Origin of the sequence: Cryobacterium sp. CAN_C2, from assembly GCF_015751745.1 — a bacterium.
Taxonomy (GTDB): Bacteria; Actinomycetota; Actinomycetes; order Actinomycetales; family Microbacteriaceae; genus Cryobacterium.
Genome location: NZ_JADOUX010000006.1, coordinates 47017 through 65049, shown reverse-complemented (window position 1 = coordinate 65049; position 18033 = coordinate 47017). Strand labels below are relative to the sequence as shown.

Below are 18033 nucleotides of genomic sequence, written 5' to 3'. Positions count from 1 at the left end.
TCAGTCCATGTGGCGCAGCTCGCGGCGGTGCAGCCACTTCTTGATGACGAACACCGCGAGCACGAACAGGGCGATCACACCGACGAACAGGTAACCGGCGAAGTGCAGGCGACCACTCAGTTCGCGGTAGCCTTCCGCTGCCGCCGACCCGACGCTCACATAGGCGAGGGACCAGATGATGCAGGCGGGAACAGTCCAGGCCATGAAGGTGCGGTAGCGCATGCCGCTCGCGCCGACGGTCAGCGGAATGAGCGAGTGCAAGACCGGCAGAAATCGGGACATGAAAACGGCGGCACCGCCGCGCCGGTCGAGGTAGTTCTCGGCGCGAATCCAGTTGTGTTCGCCAATGCGGCGGCCGAGCCGGCTGCTCCGAATGACCGGGCCGAAGTGGTGTCCGAGGGCAAAACCGATGCTCTCCCCGGCCAGGGCTCCCACGATCACGGCCAGAACGAGGGTGACGAACTCGACCGAGCCGGTTACCGCCGTGCTGGCCACGACGACGATGGTGTCGCCGGGAACAACCAGTCCCACCAGCACCGAGGTCTCCAGCAGCATGCCCAGAAAGGCCAGAAGCGTTCGAATGACCGGGTCGACGCCGGAGACGGTGTCGAGGATCCACGTCAGGATGTCATTCATTTCGCCCAGCCTACGTGCTGCGCGAAATTCAACAAGGTCGGGCCTTTTGGCCGTCGCCGGGTGCCCGCTCGGCAAAGCTAGGCTGTTCTGGTGACCGGCACCGTGCAGAGTAAGCTCCTGACCCGTTGGACGGACCCCGCAGCGGCATTCGCGGCGCTCTATGCCAGCGACCGGTACGCCTTTTGGCTCGATGCCGGCCCGAACGCGCGCACGGGCGTCAGCTACCTTGGCGCGGCCTCGCCCACCTCCCGTTTCGTCACAGCGTCGGTGGCGGAGGGCACGGTGACCAGCCGGTACGTTCAGACAGCGGATGCTGCGCCGCCCGATATCACGCACGAGACGGTCTTCGAGTTTCTGCGGCGCGACCTGACCGTGCATGTCGACGATGGCCCGTCTTCCCACAGCGCTTCGCAGGACAGCGCGTCTCAGGACAGCGGGTCTCAGGACAGCGCGTCTCAGGACAGCGCGTCTCAGGACAGCGCGTCTCAGGACAGCGGGTTCGAACTCGGCTGGGTCGGCTGGCTCGGCTACGAACTCGGCGCACAAACCGTCGGTGCCCCGGTGCACGAGTCGCGCTACCCCGATGCCGCCCTGCTCGAGATTGACCGCATGATCCGGTTCGACCACGGCGACCGCACGGTGACCCTCGTGGCACGCACGAGCGCAACCGAACCGCCCGCGATCGTGACGCACTGGTTCCATCGAATGACCGCGGTACTGGCGGCGACCCCACAAATGCCCGAGCCGGCTTGCGTTGCCCCACCGCGGGCATCCGCTGTCCCGCGCTGGCGTCACCACCCCACCGACTATGCCGCTCTGGTCGAAACCTGTCTGGCCGCCATCCACGACGGAGATGCCTACCAACTGTGCCTGACCAACGAGATTCGGGTGGCGGGCCGCTGGCACCCGGTCGACACCTATGGCGCACTGCGCGCAGGCAGCCCGAGCCACCACGGCGGTTTGCTGCGATTCGGTGACGTGGCGCTGCTCAGCGCGAGCCCGGAGCAGTTTCTGCACGTGGGCCGGGATCGGCGCATTCGCACCAAACCGATCAAAGGCACCCGGCCGCGCTCAGACGAACCGGGAGAAGACGACCGGCTGAAACTCGAGCTGCAACACAGCGACAAGGAACGTGCCGAGAATCTGATGATCGTCGATCTCATGCGCAACGACCTCGGACGAATCGCCAAGCTCGGCACTGTCGCTGTCTCCACCCTGCTCGCGGTGGAGAGCTACCCCCACGTGCATCAGCTGGTCAGCACCATCGAGGCGCACCTGTTACCGGGCGTCACCGTGATCGACGCCATCGAATCGTGCTTTCCGGCCGGTTCCATGACGGGCGCTCCAAAGCAGAGCGCGATGACCATTCTCCAGTCGCTCGAGCGGGGCCCGCGGGGTATCTATTCCGGGGCCTTTGGCTACATTGGGCGGGGCGGTGCAGCGGACCTGGCCATCGTTATCCGCAGCATCGTGCTCGATTCAAACGGGGCGAGCATCGGCACGGGTGGTGGAATCACCGCCCTGTCCGACGCCGCCGAAGAGATCGAGGAGACCCGAATCAAGGCGGCCGCACTGCTCGCGGGCCTCGGGGTCACTGCGCCCGAGTAATCTAGAACATGTGCACGCGCGCTTTATCGCGATCGCACCCGAGCGAAAGTTCGGCACAGACCATGCTCTACCCCTGCAATGAATGAGAGTCACGTGGCACACGAGCACGAAAGCTTACGCATTGACGAGCGCGATGAGAGCGACGAAGAAATTTATGACTTCGCGGCGATCCAGGCGAAGTGGCAACCCGTCTGGGAAGAGCTGGCTCCGTTCAGTACGAGCGACGAGGGCGACACCCGCCCCCGCAAGTACATACTCGACATGTTCCCCTACCCGTCCGGTGACCTGCACATGGGTCACGCCGAGGTGTATGCACTCGGCGACGTCGTCGCCCGCTACTGGCGCCACCAGGGGTTCAACGTGCTGCACCCGATCGGCTGGGACTCCTTCGGCTTACCCGCCGAAAACGCCGCCATTAAGCGGGGCATCGACCCGCGCGGCTGGACCTACGACAACATCGCGCAGCAGAAGAAGAGCATGAAGCTCTACGCGACCAGCTTCGACTGGGACCGCGAACTACATACGAGCGACCCCGAATATTACAAGTGGACCCAGTGGCTGTTCCTGCAGCTCTACAAGAAGGGCCTGGCCTACCGCAAGGACAGCTGGGTCAACTGGGACCCGATCGACCAGACCGTGCTCGCCAACGAGCAGGTCCTGGCCGACGGTACGAGCGACCGCAGTGGCGCCGTCGTTGTGAAGAAGAAACTCACCCAGTGGTACTTCAAAATCACCGACTACGCCGACCGCCTGCTCGACGACCTCAACCAGCTCGAAGGCACCTGGCCGGCCAAGGTGCTCAACATGCAGCGCAACTGGATCGGACGCTCCATCGGAGCGGATGTCGACTTTGCGATTGAGGGCCGCACTGAACGCGTCACCGTGTTCACGACCCGCCCCGACACGCTGTTCGGCGCCACCTTCATGGTCGTCGCACCGGACTGCGACCTCGCCACCGAACTTGTCGCCGAGTCGACCCCCGAGGTGCAGGAAGCATTCCAGGAGTACCTCGTGCGCGTGCAGCGCAGCACCGAGATGGAACGCCAGGCCACTGACCGCGCAAAGACCGGTGTGTTCCTCGGCCGCTACGCGATCAACCCGGTCAACGGCGAACGCCTCCCCATCTGGGCCGCCGACTACGTGCTCGCCGACTACGGCACCGGCGCGATCATGGCCGTGCCAGCCCACGACCAGCGTGACCTCGACTTCGCCCGCGCCTTCGACCTCCCCGTGCGTGTCGTCGTCGACACCAATTTCCCGGCCACCGGCATGATTCCGGTGATCACGCAGGCCATGCTCGACGGCATCGAAGAGCTGCCCGCGCTCGACCCGCTCAGCACCGGCATCGCCCTGGCGGGCGAAGGTCGCCTGATCAACTCCGGGCCGCTCAACGGCCTGAGCAAGATCACCGCCATCAAGCGCATCATCGAGAAGCTCGCCACCGACGGCCTCGGCCGCGCAGCCAAGAACTACCGCCTGCGCGACTGGCTCATCTCCCGCCAGCGCTACTGGGGCACACCCATACCCATCATCCACGGCGAAGACGGCACCGAGATTCCCGTGCCCGAAGACCAGCTGCCCGTGCTGCTGCCCGAGGCCGAGGGTCTCGACCTCAAGCCCAAGGGCACGAGCCCGCTCGGCGGAGCAACGGACTGGGTCAACGTGCCCAACCCGATCGATGGCACCCCGGCCCGACGTGACGCCGACACCATGGACACCTTCGTTGACAGCTCCTGGTACTTTCTGCGGTTCTTGAACCCCGGCGACGACACCAAGGCCTTCGACCCCAAGAACGCCGAGAAGTGGGCGCCCGTCGACCAGTACGTCGGTGGCGTCGAACACGCCATTCTGCACCTGCTCTACGCACGTTTCATCACGAAGTTCCTGTTCGACGAGGGCTATGTCAGCTTCACCGAACCGTTCACCGCGCTGCTCAACCAGGGCATGGTCATTCTCGACGGCACCAAGATGAGCAAGAGCAAGGGTAACCTCGTCTACTTCACCGAAGAGGTCGAGACCCACGGCGTTGACGCCGTGCGCCTCACGATGGCGTTCGCCGGCCCGCCGGAAGACGACATCGACTGGTCGGACGTCTCCCCGGTTGGTTCGGCCAAGTTCCTGGCCCGCGCCTGGCGCGTCGCCCGCGACGTCACGAGCGCACCCGACGTGGAGTGGAAGAGCGGCGACGTGACGCTGCGCCGCGTCACCCACCGCTTCCTCGCCGACGCCCCCGGCCTGGTCGAATCGTTCAAGTTCAACGTCGTCGTGGCACGACTGATGGAACTGGTCAATGCCACCCGCAAGGCCATCGACACCGGTGCCGGTCCAGCGGATGCTGCCGTGCGCGAAGCCGCCGAGGCCACCGCTATGGCGCTGAATCTGTTCGCGCCCTACGCCGCGGAGGACATGTGGGCGCATCTCGGCTACGAGCCGTGCATCGCCCTCGTCCCGTGGCGCAAGGCCGAGCAGACCCTGCTCGTTCAGGAGTCGGTCACCGCGGTCGTGCAGGTCGACGGCAAAATGCGTACCCTGCTCGAAGTCTCGCCGAAGATCTCCAGCGAAGACCTCGAAAAAATGGCGCGAGACGCGGCGGCGGTCATCCGGTCTATCGGCGACCGCGAGATCATCAAGGTGATCGTGCGCGTACCCAAGCTCGTCTCGTTCGTCACGCGCGCCTAGCGTTCAACGAACAACCGGCCCCGGTCGATTTCCTTGATCGGTCGGGCCTTCTCCACAGGGCTGCAATTCACCGGGCCGTACACAGATAGGTCGGCCGACGACAAACGGATGCCCCGCGCGGCCTAGCCTGCGAGCATGCAACCAGACCGTTCCCCCCTCGATCTGGAGCGACTCGCTCCCGCAGCCCGGGGGCGCCCACGACTTCGGGTTGGCGTCGGTGCGGCCGTCGTCTTGTTGCTGCTCGCCCTCGTGGTCGCCGTCATCGTGTCGGCCATCGGCCAGCAGGCGGGACAACGCGCGGTCGGGTCCGGGGCAGTGTCGATCCCGTCCGGCCAGGCGTCTACTCCACCACTTGGGCCGTTTGACGCGGGTGCGAGCCCAGCGTCGGGCGGTTCAGACACTGGCGTGATCATCATTTTCGTACACGTTCTCGGCGCCGTGGTCCGGCCGGGGCTCTTTCAGCTGCACGACGGCGCCCGAGTCATGGATGCCATTGCCGCCGCCGGTGGTGTGACCGCCGAGGCCGATCCGGCCGGCGTGAACCTGGCCCGCATTCTCAGTGATGGCGAGCAATTCTATGTCCCCCGCCAGGGCGAGGTGCCGCCCGCACTCACCGCAGCGCCGGCCGGCTCCGCGGGAGCGAACGCCCCCGCGGCCAAGGTGAACCTCAACACGGCAACGGTCGCCGATCTGGATTCCCTGCCCCGTATCGGCCCGACCATGGCCCAGCGCATCATCGACTATCGCACGACGAACGGCCGGTTCACCAGCGTTGATGGCCTCCGTGACGTCGCGGGGATCGGCGACAAAACTTTCGAGGCTCTCAAAGACCTCATCACGGTATGAGCCTCGACCTGCGGTTGGCGCTTCCGGCAGTCGTCGTGTGGCTGACGGCCGGCCTGCTGATCGGAGCGCCCCACCAAGCCGTGGCTGTTGCCGTGACGTTGTGGCTGGTGGCTGGCGGGTGCACCGTCCTGCTGGTCGCTAGCCGGATGCCGCGGCACGGCACTTTCGAGTTGCCCACCCGGAGGAACGCGGCGCCGCGTTCCGGACGCTGGCAGGCGTTGGGCAGCAGCGTGGTGCTCTGTTGCGCTGGCGCGGCGCTCGTGGCGACCTCCGTCGGAGCCTGGGCGCCGGTGCGGCTGCCGCCAGAGCTGAGTGCCGCCGCAGAATCGCAGGCAACGATCACGGCCACCGTCACCGTGTGGTCGGTTCCGGTTGCGGCGAAGGCCTTCATCGGCAGCGGCGCCTCGGGGCGGGTGCGTTATCGGGCCACCCTGACCCAAATCGACAGCCGTGGCGAGACGGCGCACGTCTCGAGCCCCGTCGTGGTGTTCGCCGAAGCGGCCAGGGGCGGTATTGAACCAGAAATCGGGTCAAGCCTCGAGATGCGCGGCACGCTGCGCGCCACCGAACTGGGCGACGCCGCGGTCGCCCTTCTGTTCGCCACCGAGACGGCGCGCAATGTCGCCGCACCGCCGTGGTGGCTGCGCTGGGCCAACGAGCTGCGGGCCGGGTTCGCGACGGCGGCGACGAGTCTCGCCGGCGACGGGGGAGACCTGCTGCCCGGACTGGCCATCGGCGATACGAGCGCGGTCAGCCCCGCCCTCGATACCACCATGAAAACCAGCTCGCTCAGCCACCTGACCGCCGTGTCCGGGGCCAATTGCGCCATTGTCATCGCCTCGATCATGCTGCTCGGCGGCTATCTTCGGCTGGGTCGTTCGTGGCGTATCCTGCTCTCGCTCGTGACGCTGCTCGGCTTCACCGTTTTGGTCACGCCGGAGCCGAGCGTGCTGCGCTCGGCGGTCATGGCCGCGCTCACCCTGGTGTCGATCGGCGTCGGCCGACCCGGTCGGGGCCTCCCGACCCTGCTCGGTGTCGTGATCGGGCTGCTGGTGAGCGATCCGTGGCTGGCCCGCAACTATGGTTTCGCCCTCTCGGTGCTCGCGACGGCGGGGCTCCTGATACTTGCCGGTCCCCTCGCTCGCGTGCTGGCCCAGTGGATACCGACGGCCCTCGCCGTCATCATCGCAATTCCACTGGCCGCCCAACTGGCCTGCCAGCCCGTGCTGATCCTGCTGAACCCGAGCCTGCCGCTCTACGGCGTTCCGGCCAATATTTTGGCCGGTCCGGCCGCGCCGATCGCGACCGTGGTCGGGCTGATGGCCTGCTTGAGCCTGCCGCTGCTCCCGGGCGTGGCATCGGGGCTGCTCGCCCTGGCGTGGTTGCCGTCGGCGTGGATCGCCGCCGTCGCCCAGGGGGTGTCAACGCTGCCGGGAACCCGGCTGCCCTGGCCTGGTGGTGCGCCCGGAGTGCTGCTGCTCGTGGTCGTCACACTGCTCACCCTCATGGTCGTACTGCGTGGCCCGGCCGCCCGCCCGGCCCGATGGCCCGCGGCGGCGCTGGCCCTGCTGTTCGTCGGCCTGGGTGGTTACGCCGGGTCGCTCATCGGCACCGGAATCGGCCGCCTCGTCACCTTTCCGCCCAACTGGCAGATCGCCGCCTGCGACATCGGCCAGGGTGACGCCGTCGTCGTGCGGGATGGCGATCAGTATGGAGTAGTCGACGTCGGACCGGACCCGAAGCTGCTCAGCGCCTGCCTGGCGACCCTCGGCATCACCCGCATCAACCTGCTCGTGCTCACCCACTACGACCTCGACCACATCGGCGGGGTCGATGCGGTCATCGGACGGGTGGACACCGCGCTGGTCGGCGTACCCGAGAACGCCCAGGACGAACGCCTGCATGAGCGTCTGGCAGCCGGCGGCGCCACCGTTCGCCAAGCCGCGCGCGGCGACGCTGGTACCCTCGGCGGACTGCGCTGGAACATTCTCTGGCCCATTCGTGGAGCGACGACGATGCAGGTGGGCAATCCGGGAAGTGTCACGATCATGTTCGACGGGCAGGGCATCCGTTCGATCTTCCTCGGCGATCTCGGGCAAGAAGCACAGGATGCCCTGCGCCGCGTGTCACCACCCGGCCGGGTCGACGTCGTCAAGGTGGCGCACCATGGCTCGGCCGACCAAAGCCCACAACTGTACGCGGAACTGCGAGCGCGGGTGGGGCTGATCTCGGTCGGGGTGAAGAACACCTACGGGCACCCGACCGACACGCTGCTGAATCTTCTCGGGTCGGTGGGCACGCTGTCTCTGCGAACGGACCGGGAGGGTCTTGCCGTGGTCGCGCCGGGAACCAACGGCACGTTCGTGGTGTGGACGGAGAAGGTCGTCGATCTTGGTCCGCCCAGGGCCCCCGCACCAACACCGACCGGTGCACCGGATGCTGCCTGGCGGGTCGGTGGTGCGGGTTAGGCTTGATTGACCCCAGCACGAACCCGAGGAGAGCGCTTTGGCCGCACGACCCGCCACAACCGGTCCCCGGGCCGGCACGACGTCCCCCGCCCGCACGGCCAAGGGCACCGTCATTCCCCAGCTCGGCTGGCACCAGGTGCGTCCGGCACCGATCGTGCTTGTTTCGGGCACCGAAACGTTTCTCGCCGAACGGGCCATTCGTCAGCTGCGCGATTTTCTCAAGCTGGAAGATCCGAGCCTCGAAATCAGCGACGTCCAGGCCGACAGCTATGCGCCCGGTGAGCTGCTCACCCTTGCGAGCCCCTCGCTGTTCGGCGAGCCGCGCCTGATTCGAGTCAGCAACGTCGAGAAGAGCAGCGACACCTTTCTGACCGAGGCACTGGACTACCTCCAGAACCCGGCCGATGACACCTATGTCGTGCTGCGGCACGGCGGGGGAGTGCGCGGCAAGAAACTGCTCGACACGATCCGCAGCGGTCTCGGTGGTGCTATCGAAATCGTCTGCACCGAACTCAAGAAGGACACCGAAAAGTACGAATTCGCCGCGAACGAGTTCAAGGCAGTCGGTAAACGCGTCACGGTCAGTGCCCTGCGCCAGCTCGTTGCCGCCTTCTCCGACGATCTGGCCGAACTCTCCGCTGCCTGCCAGCAGCTCATTGCGGATGCGACGAGCGAGGTCACCGAAACCACGGTTGACCGGTACTACGGCGGTCGGGTCGAAACCAATGCGTTCAAGGTCGCTGATTGGGCCATCGCCGGCCGCAACGGCGAGGCGTTGATCACCCTGAGACACGCCCTCGCCTCCGGTGCCGACCCGGTGCCGATCGTCGCTGCGTTTGCCATGAAGATTCGTACCATGGCCAAGGTTTTCGGGGCCCGCGGCGGTTCAGCCCAGCTCGGCGCCCAATTCGGGCTGGCTCCCTGGCAGGTTGAACGCGCGCAAAAAGACCTGCGCGGGTGGAGTGACGAAGGGCTCGCCCGGTGCATTCTGGTGCTCGCCGAAACGGATGCCGCGGTGAAGGGTGCGGGGCGCGACCCCGTCTTCGCCCTCGAACGTCTGATCGGCGTGATCGCCCGCCGCGGCGAACGATAGCCCATTTCGCCGGCGTCAGCAGTTTTAGGCGTCAGCAGTTTTAGGCGGCAGCAGTCGCGGGCGTCAGCGGTAGCCGGCGTCAGCGACCGTGATGGTGGAGCGGTTGAGGTGGAGCCATACTCCATGCTGAAAGCTCGGGTTGCCGCAGACCCGGCTGGCGACCCAGACGGGCAGCAGGGTAGACGAACTGGCCAGGTCGGTCGGCTTGACCAGGGCATCAAATGAGCCGGGCAGGTTCGGGCAGTATTCAAGCTGCACACGGCCGGTGATCTCGGAGAACTGTACCGACACCGGCCGTTCGGCCGGCGGAGCGAGAACGCGCAGCGCTCCGAGCCCGGCGATCGCCAGCACGGCAGCGGCCGCGAACACCGCTCCGATTCGCGATAGTACGAGGATGCGGCGACTGATTCGCAAAAATCGGTCTGTATCGAATTGGCCGACACCGTGGTCAACGCCGCCGTGGTCAATACCGCCGTGGTCAATACCGCCGTGTTGAGCGCCGCCGTTTTCAATGCCGCCGTGGAGTCCCGCGGCCGCCGCTGCGAGGTGGAATGTGATTCCAATGATGAGAAGTGCCAGGGCGGCCACCGCTACCAGCAGCTGCAGCCGCGTGGTGCCAGACTCTCCATCGCTCGTGTTGAACGCTAGCCATATTGCCAGAACCAATGTCGCTGCACTGAGCAGCGCGGCGACAAAACGAGGGTGCGTATGACGATCGTCTCGGTTGCCGTCGGGGATGAAACGTGCCGGTGGGGTACTCTTCACCGCGCCAGTATAGTGGGCACGCTGACCGCGCCACGCTGTCCACCGACGGCGTGAGCTGCAGGCCGCCACGCACCAGAAAACCCCCGCCGACATGGCAGGGGTTTTCGTGCCAGAGGCAAGCGCATCTGCTCGCACGAGCCGGTGCGATCACACCCGACGAGGTCACACCGGGTGCAGGCGGAACCAGTGTCGATCAGACGAGTGCGGAAACGGCCTTCGCGATGGCCGACTTCTTATTCGCAGCCTGGTTCTGGTGGATGACACCCTTGCTGACGGCCTTGTCGAGCTTCTTGGACGCAAAGGCCAAACCAACGACGGCCTTGTCCTTGTCGCCGGCGGCAATAGCGGTACGTGTCGCGCGAATGGCGGACTTGAACTCGCTCTTGACGGCCTTGTTGCGCTCTTGAGACTTCTTGTTAGTGCCAATTCGCTTGATCTGCGACTTGATATTTGCCACGTTTTTACGCTTTCGTTAGATTCTTGTACGGACAGCCGCTCAGCGGTAGAGGGCGCTTCAGCGGCGAAGATCGTGCGGGGTGGGACCCAACACGCAAGCCAACCACCAACGTTACCAGCAATTGCCCCCACCCCAAAACCGTCCCCGCCCCGCCGAGCGGATGCCGCCGCCCCGCTGAGCGCACGCCGGATCGCCCTGCGCAGGAGTTGCGCCGCTGCGCGGGATATCGGGTCCGGACAGAACTCCCGCGCCACGCGTCGCGCGGGAAGTGCGCCGATGCGCCCCAGTTGCGCCTCCCGCGCACTGGCGCAGCTCCCGCGCAGCATGAAATCTCCGTCGCTACGTCAGCGTTTGTTGGAGGAAGCGTTCAGAATCTGTGAAGACCAGTCGGCCGAGGGCACCATTCACAATCGGTAGCTGCGGGGGAACGTGTCCGCATTCGACGTTTCCGATGATGGGGATACCGAGCCAGCCGAGGGCGTCCAGCACCGCCTCCGACTGCGTGAGAGTGGGGGAGTCGTTCGCTCCCGTGCGACCGACGAGCACGGCGGCAGCACCGTCGAAGAAGCCGGCCAGGCGCATCCCGTGCAGGTAGCGGCAAATGGCGGTCGCCTCGTCGCCGGCAGCCTCAATGTAGACGAGAAGCGAGGCATCCGCTTCACCGCGCAGGCGGCTGGTGTCGGCGTATCGCGTTCCGGCAAGATTGGCCAATGTCTCGATGCAGCCGCCGATCAAGCGACCCGAGACGTCGACAGGATTGGTACCGCCGTCGAGGCGCACCCACTGCCCGGTGCCATTCCAAGTGTGGTCGGTGACCTCGGGGTTGGCCTGCCAATCGTCAAAGTCATTGATGCGGTGCACGTTGGGCGACGACTGGCGAAACGACGAGCCGATCGGCTGGCCCGCGACAATGAGCCAGTTCACGAGCGACGACGGTGTCGCATACGGCGTATCCATGAGGTTGCTGCCGTGAATGGTGGCGACACCGGTCAGGAGAGTGATCGGTGTGAGCAGCGTCGAGATATCGGAGTAGCCGATCACCCAGGTCGGCTCTGCGGCGGCGATGGCGTCGAAATCCAGGTGCGCAATGAGGTCAATGGCCGTCTCACCGCCCCACGGCGGCACGATGGCGCGCACTCGCGGGTCGAGGAGCATCCGCATGAATTCGGCCGCCCGCTGCTCCACGGGCGCACTGATGTGGGTCGCGCCATCCATGCAGTCACCGACTTCAACGCGAAATCCTTGTTCCGTTAGCGTCTCAATCGCGAAGTTCAGGCGAGCGTGGTGCTGTTCGGCGACACCGCTCGACGGCGCCGTTACTCCGATCAGATCGCCGGCGACAAGTGGTCGGGGGTAACGGATGTCCATCATTCATAGTGGCAGGCTCTCACTGCAGAATCGACCCGGCATCGGGTGCTGGGTGTCAGGCGGCGGATACCTGCTCTGCGACCCGCAACAGAATCGTCGTGAAACGCTCCGGCTGGGCCAGGCTCGCGAGATGGGTCGCCCCCGGGACCACGACGACTTCCCCGTTGGCGCAGGCTGCGAGAAAGCGACGTTCGTTCAGTCGAAAGTGATCCAGGGCACCATTGACCAGCCAGATCGGGCCCGGATACTCCGCCAGGCTGGTCAGAGGAGTCAACGTCGAGGTCGCGTGGAGCCCGGCATCCATCACGTCGAGCGCGGCGCCGCCGGTCAGCACATCGCGAGCTCCGGCAGGGGGCAACAATCGGCGGGCCATGGTCTCATGCAGCCACAAACCCCGATCGGGTAGACGGTGAATCATTCGGGCCAGAAGTCGATACCCCTCGAGCAGCAGGCCCTTAGGTTCGGCGCTGCAGCCCGCGGCGACGAGCCCTGCCACGCGATCGGGGTGCTTCGCGGCGTACGCCACCGCGTAGTATCCACCCAGCGACAGCCCGACGAGCAGAACCCGGCCGCCCAAGGCCAGCACCCCGTCATCGATGGCGGCGAGCGCGGCCGGCACAGTGAAGGGCTCGCCCATCCGCTGTCCGTGGCCGGGCAGATCGATCGCGAGTACCGGGTGTCCGGCGGCACGAAGCTTCTGCTCCTGAAAACGCCACATCGAGGCCGAGGCGCGAATGCCGTGCACGAGTAAAACAGGCACACGGGCCTTGGCAGTCTCCATGCCCGTGAGCCTAGCCAGCCAAAGGGGTAAACGGGCTGACTATCGGCTCTGATCAGTCAACATGCCTAGGCTGAAGGCATGACAACTGCACCCGCGACTACCCAGACCGCCATCATCAACGCTCGCGTCGTGCCGGTTCTCGGCCAGACCATCGAGAACGGCACTGTTCTGATCGAGCAGGGTCGCATCAGCGCTGTTGGCGCCGATGTGACCGTGCCGAGCGGCGCGCAGATCATTGATGCGACCGGCAAATGGGTGCTTCCCGGTTTCATCGAGGCTCACGGCCATGTGGGCATTCACGAAGAAGCAAACGGATGGGCCGGCAACGACACCAACGAAATGACCGGCCCGAATATGGCCGCGGTGCGCGCCATTGACGCCATCAACATTGACGACGAGGGCTTTCGGGACGCGCTCTCCGGTGGCGTCACCACGATCGTCGTCAAGCCGGGCTCCGGCAACCCGATCGGCGGCCAGTCGGTCGCGATCAAGAGCTGGGGCGGTCGCACCATCGACGAGCAGGTCATCAGCGAGTCGGTGAGCATCAAGAGCGCGCTCGGCGAGAACCCGAAGCGGGTCTACGGCGACAAGTTGCAGACCCCCAGCACCCGACTCGGCGTGAGCCTGATCATTCGCCAGGCCTTCGTCGACGCCCAGAACTATGTGGAGGCGCGCGATGCCGCCCTCGACAAGGGCGACGCCTTCACCCGCGACCTCGGCAAGGAAGCCCTCGCCCGGGTGCTCACGGGCGAACTGGCCTGGGACCAGCACGTGCACCGTCACGACGACATCGCCACGGCCATTCGCCTGGCCGAAGAATTCGGTTACCGCCTCGTCATCAACCACGGCACCGAGGGGCACAAGATCGCCGATGTGCTGGCCGAGAAAAACATTCCCGTCATCTTCGGGCCGATGCTCACCGCGCGTACCAAGGTCGAACTGCGTGACCGTGCCATCGGCAACCTTGCCGTGCTCGCCGCCGCCGGCGTGCGCGTCGCCATCACGACAGACCACCCCGTCGTTCCGGTGAACTTTCTCGTGCACCAGGCGTCCCTTGCGGTGAAGGAGGGGTTGCCGGTACAGACCGCGCTCGAGGCCCTCACAATCAATCCGGCCGTCATCCTCGGGCTCGATACCCGGGTCGGGTCGCTCACCGTGGGCCTCGACGCCGATGTCGTGATCTGGTCGGGCGACCCGCTCGACCTCGGCTCACGCGCCGAGCTCGTTCTCATCGACGGCATCGAGGTCTACCGCTACAGCAACGGCTTCGGCCAGGTCGTCGAGCGCGCCCACCGCCTCGGCGCCTGACCACGCCCAGACCATGCCCTGACGCCATCCCCTGACGAACGCAGAAATTTCTGAACCGGTTGTCGATTGCGGCCCGCACACGCGTGCAACCACAGCGCCTCGGAGCCCCTCGACAGTTCGCATCGTGCATGCGTCGACGACAACAGGTGGGTAGGAAGATGCCGAGCCGGGGCGACTCGCCTAGACCGGCAACCCGGCCGAGCATGGGAGAATAATTGAACTATGTCACCGAGAGCCCTTCACGCGCTGGAACCGGCCGCCACGGCCCCCGAGTTCATCCGCAACTTCTGCATCATTGCCCACATCGACCATGGCAAGTCGACGCTCGCCGACCGGATGCTGCAGATCACCGGCGTCGTCGACGAACGTTCCATGCGCGCCCAGTACCTGGACCGCATGGACATCGAGCGTGAACGCGGTATCACTATTAAGAGCCAGGCCGTGCGCATGCCGTGGGAAATGGACGGCGTCACCTACGCACTCAACATGATCGACACCCCCGGCCACGTCGACTTCACCTACGAGGTCTCCCGCAGCCTCGCCGCCTGCGAGGGTGCCATTCTGCTGGTCGACGCGGCCCAGGGCATCGAAGCCCAGACCTTGGCCAACCTCTATCTTGCCCTCGAGAATGACCTCACGATCATTCCGGTGCTCAACAAGATCGACCTGCCGGCCGCAGACCCCGAGAAGTACGCCCGCGAGCTCGCGAGCCTGATCGGCGGACGCCCCGAAGACGTGCTGCGCGTCTCCGGCAAGACCGGCGCCGGTGTGGAAGAACTTCTCAACCTCGCGACCAGGATGATTCCCGCACCACAGGGCAACCCGGATGCCGCCGCGCGCGCCATGATCTTTGACTCGGTCTATGACAGCTACCGCGGCGTCGTCACCTACGTACGCATGATCGACGGGCACCTCAAGGCCCACGAAAAAATTCAGATGATGTCGACCAAGGCGACCCACGAGATCCTCGAGATCGGCGTCATCTCGCCCGAACCGATCGAAAGTAAGGGCCTGAGGGTCGGCGAGGTCGGCTACCTGATCACCGGCGTGAAAGACGTGCGCCAGTCCAAGGTCGGCGACACCATCACGACCGCCCTGCGCCCGGCCACCGACGCGCTGCCCGGCTACAACGAACCCCAGCCCATGGTGTTCTCGGGGTTGTACCCGATCGACGGCAGCGACTACCCGGCGCTGCGCGAAGCCCTCGACAAGCTCAAACTCTCCGACGCGAGTCTTGGATACGAGCCGGAGACATCGGTCGCCCTTGGTTTCGGCTTTCGCTGCGGCTTTCTGGGCCTGCTGCACCTCGAGATCATCACCGAACGCCTCGAGCGCGAATTCAACATCGATCTCATCACGACCGCACCGAGCGTGCCCTACGAGGTCACCACCGACGACAAGCGCACCATTACGGTCACCAACCCGAGCGAGTATCCCACCGGCAAGATCGCCAAGGTACTCGAGCCCATGGTCAAGGCGGCCATTCTCGCGCCGAAAGACTACGTGGGCGTGATCATGGAGCTCTGCCAGAGCCGCCGCGGCACCCTGCTCGGTATGGAATACCTTGGCGAAGACCGCGTCGAGATTCGCTACACGATGCCGCTCGGTGAGATCGTGTTCGACTTCTTCGACATGCTCAAGGGGCGCACCGCCGGCTACGCCTCACTCGACTACGAGCCCTCCGGCGAGCAGGAAGCCGACCTGGTCAAGGTCGACATTCTGCTGCAGGGCGAGCAGGTCGACGCGTTCAGCGCCATCGTGCACCGCGACAAGGCCTACGCCTACGGAGCCCTCATGACCGGACGCCTGCGCAAGCTGATCCCGCGCCAGCAGTTCGAGGTGCCCATTCAGGCCGCGATCGGCGCCCACATCATCGCCCGCGAGAGCATCTCGGCGATGCGTAAAGACGTGCTCGCCAAGTGCTACGGCGGTGACATCTCGCGCAAGCGTAAGCTGCTCGAGAAACAGAAAGAAGGCAAGAAGCGCATGAAGATGGTTGGTCGCGTCGAAGTTCCCCAAGAGGCCTTCATCGCCGCGCTCTCGGGGGACATCGAGACGAAAGACAAGAGGTAAAGCGCGTGCGCAGGGCCACCTTCACCGACGCCGCCGTCAGCTATGCCGCCATCGGTGGCACGCTCGCTCCCGACCTGATGAGCTATCCGCCCCGGGGCTACCGCCCGATGGAGCAGAGCGTCAAGCTCGGCAGCTCCCAGGAGCGGTTTCAAGCCGCGACCAAGTTGCTGATGACGTGGGGAATCCAGCGCGGCAGCGGCATGGAGGTCACCGACCTCGAAAGCGGTACCGGTGTGCAGTACACGCCGGTGACCTTTCAGCCGGACGGCACCCCGGCAGCCGGCCAGCAGCATCCGGTCAACGAGGCGACTTTTGCGGATGACGGCACGCCGTATATTGCCAACGGCATGACGGCGACGCTGAAAATTAAGGTCTGGCTGTTCAGCGTGACCGCGCCGGTGCGCGTTGTCTACGTGATCGACGAGGTCGCCCGCATCGGGTTCGCCTACGGCACCCTGGCCGGTCATCCGGAAAGCGGCGAGGAATCCTTCATCGTCGAACACCGGGACGACGATTCGGTCTGGCTGACCATTCGCTCGTTCTCGAAGGCCAGCACGTGGTATTACCGCCTGGCCTGGCCAATGCTGCGCTTTCAGCAGGCCAAATTCACCCGGCTGTACCTGCGGGCCCTGCATCCCGTGGGTGCTATCACGTAGCAGCGCCATCAAATAGCAGTGCCAAAACATTGCACAACCTCGACGTACTGGAGCACTACCCATGGCCGGACCCCACCCCGTCGGCGATCCAGCACCCGACGATGGCCTCCTTCCCGCCTCGGCGGCCGTTGACGCCTTCGGGCGCGATTTCGGCGTCTACCTGCACGTGCCGTTCTGCCGGGTACGCTGCGGCTACTGCGACTTCAACACCTACACCGCGACCGAACTGCGCGGGGTCAAACAGAGCGATTATGCCAGCCAGGCCATGCTCGAGGTGGAGGCGGCCGCACGCATCCTGACCGCATCGGGCGTGCCGGAACGCCCCGTCTCGACGGTGTTTTTCGGGGGAGGAACGCCGACACTACTGCCGGTGACCGACCTGACCCGCATGCTCGGTGCCGTGCGCGACCAGTGGGGCTTCCAGCCGGGCGCGGAAGTCACCACCGAGGCGAACCCCGACTCGGTCGACGCGGCCTACCTCGGCGCCCTCGCCGACGCCGGATTCACACGGGTATCGTTCGGCATGCAGTCCGCGGTGCCGCACGTGCTCGCGACGCTCGAACGCACCCACGATCCCGAGCGGGTACCGCTCGTCGTCGAGTGGGCCCGCGGCGCCGGCCTCGACGTGAGCCTCGACCTCATCTACGGCACGCCGGGGGAGTCGCTCGCGAACTGGCGCACGAGCCTCGAGCAGGCTCTCAGTCTGCACCCCGACCACCTGAGCGCGTACGCGCTGATCGTTGAAGACGGCACCAAGCTGGCGCGGCAGATTCGCCGCGGCGAGATCGCGCCGACCGACGATGACCAGCAGGCCGACTTCTACGAGCTGGCCGACGAACTCCTCGCCGCCGCCGGCTACGACTGGTACGAAGTCAGCAACTGGGCCGCGACGGACGCGCACCGGTCCCGCCATAACCTCGCGTACTGGACCGGCCAGGACTGGTGGGGCGTCGGCCCCGGCGCGCACAGCCATGTCGGCGGCGTGCGCTGGTGGAACGTCAAGCATCCGGCGGCCTACGCCGAACGCACCCTCGGGGGCCTCTCGCCGGCCGCCGGGCGCGAGACGCTCGACGCGCCGACCCGTGAGCTCGAGCGTATCCTGCTGCAAAGCCGCATCCGCACCGGTATTTTGGTCGCGTCGCTGTCGGCGTCGGGCCGCACCGAGGTCGCCGGGCTCATCGCCGATGAGCTCGTCAACGCGCGGGCCGCCCTCGCCGGAACAATCGAACTGACCCTGCGCGGACGGCTGCTGGCCGACGCCGTGGTGCGGCGGCTGAGCGACTAGCGCCCGCACC

At 65.9% G+C, this 18033-nt stretch carries 14 protein-coding genes; 9 read left to right on the top strand and 5 right to left on the bottom strand.

All coding sequences use genetic code 11. The annotated features are described in order from the left end of the window. Positions 1-636 carry a DedA family protein gene (locus IWX77_RS06930; protein WP_196843786.1) on the bottom strand — a complete coding sequence of 212 codons (636 nt, stop codon included), beginning with the start codon at positions 634-636 and terminating at the stop codon, positions 1-3. Positions 637-726: 90 nt separating this feature from the next. On the opposite strand from IWX77_RS06930, the gene IWX77_RS17060 reads away from it, so the two are divergent. The 5 genes from IWX77_RS17060 to holA all read left to right on the top strand — a co-directional run bounded on the left by IWX77_RS17060 (position 727) and on the right by holA (position 9330). Next, positions 727-2244: an anthranilate synthase component I family protein gene (locus IWX77_RS17060; RefSeq protein WP_327012107.1), complete on the top strand. Its 1518-nt coding sequence runs from the start codon at positions 727-729 to the stop codon at positions 2242-2244. Between the two features lie 93 nt (positions 2245-2337). Then, a complete protein-coding gene (gene leuS, locus IWX77_RS06920; protein ID WP_442784436.1) occupies positions 2338-4923 on the top strand; it encodes a leucine--tRNA ligase in 2586 nt (861 codons plus the stop codon). 135 nt (positions 4924-5058) lie between these two features. After that, positions 5059-5769 carry a helix-hairpin-helix domain-containing protein gene (locus IWX77_RS06915; RefSeq protein WP_196843784.1) on the top strand — a complete coding sequence of 237 codons (711 nt, stop codon included), beginning with the start codon at positions 5059-5061 and terminating at the stop codon, positions 5767-5769. Next, positions 5766-8237: a ComEC/Rec2 family competence protein gene (locus IWX77_RS06910; protein WP_196843783.1), complete on the top strand. Its 2472-nt coding sequence runs from the start codon at positions 5766-5768 to the stop codon at positions 8235-8237. The genes IWX77_RS06915 and IWX77_RS06910 overlap by 4 nt, the downstream gene beginning before the upstream one ends. 37 nt (positions 8238-8274) lie before the next feature. Continuing rightward, complete coding sequence (gene holA / locus IWX77_RS06905; protein WP_196843782.1) at positions 8275-9330, top strand: DNA polymerase III subunit delta; 1056 nt, start codon at positions 8275-8277, stop codon at positions 9328-9330. Positions 9331-9393: 63 nt separating this feature from the next. Here the strand turns inward: holA and IWX77_RS06900 are convergent, their stop codons facing one another. The 4 genes from IWX77_RS06900 to IWX77_RS06885 form a co-directional block, all read right to left on the bottom strand. Further along, positions 9394-10095, bottom strand: a complete 702-nt coding sequence (locus IWX77_RS06900; RefSeq protein ID WP_196843781.1) for a hypothetical protein — start codon at positions 10093-10095, stop codon at positions 9394-9396. A gap of 193 nt (positions 10096-10288) precedes the next feature. Next, the gene (gene rpsT, locus IWX77_RS06895; RefSeq protein ID WP_104191850.1) at positions 10289-10552 is read right to left on the bottom strand and encodes a 30S ribosomal protein S20; all 264 of its coding nucleotides are present in this window, start codon (positions 10550-10552) and stop codon (positions 10289-10291) included. 339 nt (positions 10553-10891) lie between these two features. Then, positions 10892-11923 carry a S66 family peptidase gene (locus tag IWX77_RS06890; protein WP_327012106.1) on the bottom strand — a complete coding sequence of 344 codons (1032 nt, stop codon included), beginning with the start codon at positions 11921-11923 and terminating at the stop codon, positions 10892-10894. 52 nt (positions 11924-11975) lie between these two features. After that, entirely contained in the window at positions 11976-12701 is a 726-nt protein-coding gene (locus IWX77_RS06885; RefSeq protein WP_196843780.1) for an alpha/beta fold hydrolase, read from the bottom strand. Positions 12702-12779: 78 nt separating this feature from the next. Here IWX77_RS06885 and IWX77_RS06880 point away from each other — a divergent pair, with 78 nt between their 5' ends. The 4 genes from IWX77_RS06880 to hemW all read left to right on the top strand — a co-directional run bounded on the left by IWX77_RS06880 (position 12780) and on the right by hemW (position 18023). Continuing rightward, a complete protein-coding gene (locus IWX77_RS06880; protein WP_196843779.1) occupies positions 12780-14009 on the top strand; it encodes an amidohydrolase in 1230 nt (409 codons plus the stop codon). 222 nt (positions 14010-14231) lie between these two features. Continuing rightward, a complete protein-coding gene (lepA, locus tag IWX77_RS06875) occupies positions 14232-16082 on the top strand; it encodes a translation elongation factor 4 (protein ID WP_196843778.1) in 1851 nt (616 codons plus the stop codon). A 5-nt stretch (positions 16083-16087) separates the two neighbouring features. Then, the gene (locus IWX77_RS06870) at positions 16088-16738 is read left to right on the top strand and encodes a DUF1990 family protein (protein WP_196843777.1); all 651 of its coding nucleotides are present in this window, start codon (positions 16088-16090) and stop codon (positions 16736-16738) included. 61 nt (positions 16739-16799) lie between these two features. Continuing rightward, positions 16800-18023: a radical SAM family heme chaperone HemW gene (hemW, locus tag IWX77_RS06865; protein WP_196843776.1), complete on the top strand. Its 1224-nt coding sequence runs from the start codon at positions 16800-16802 to the stop codon at positions 18021-18023. Positions 18024-18033: the final 10 nt, after the last annotated feature.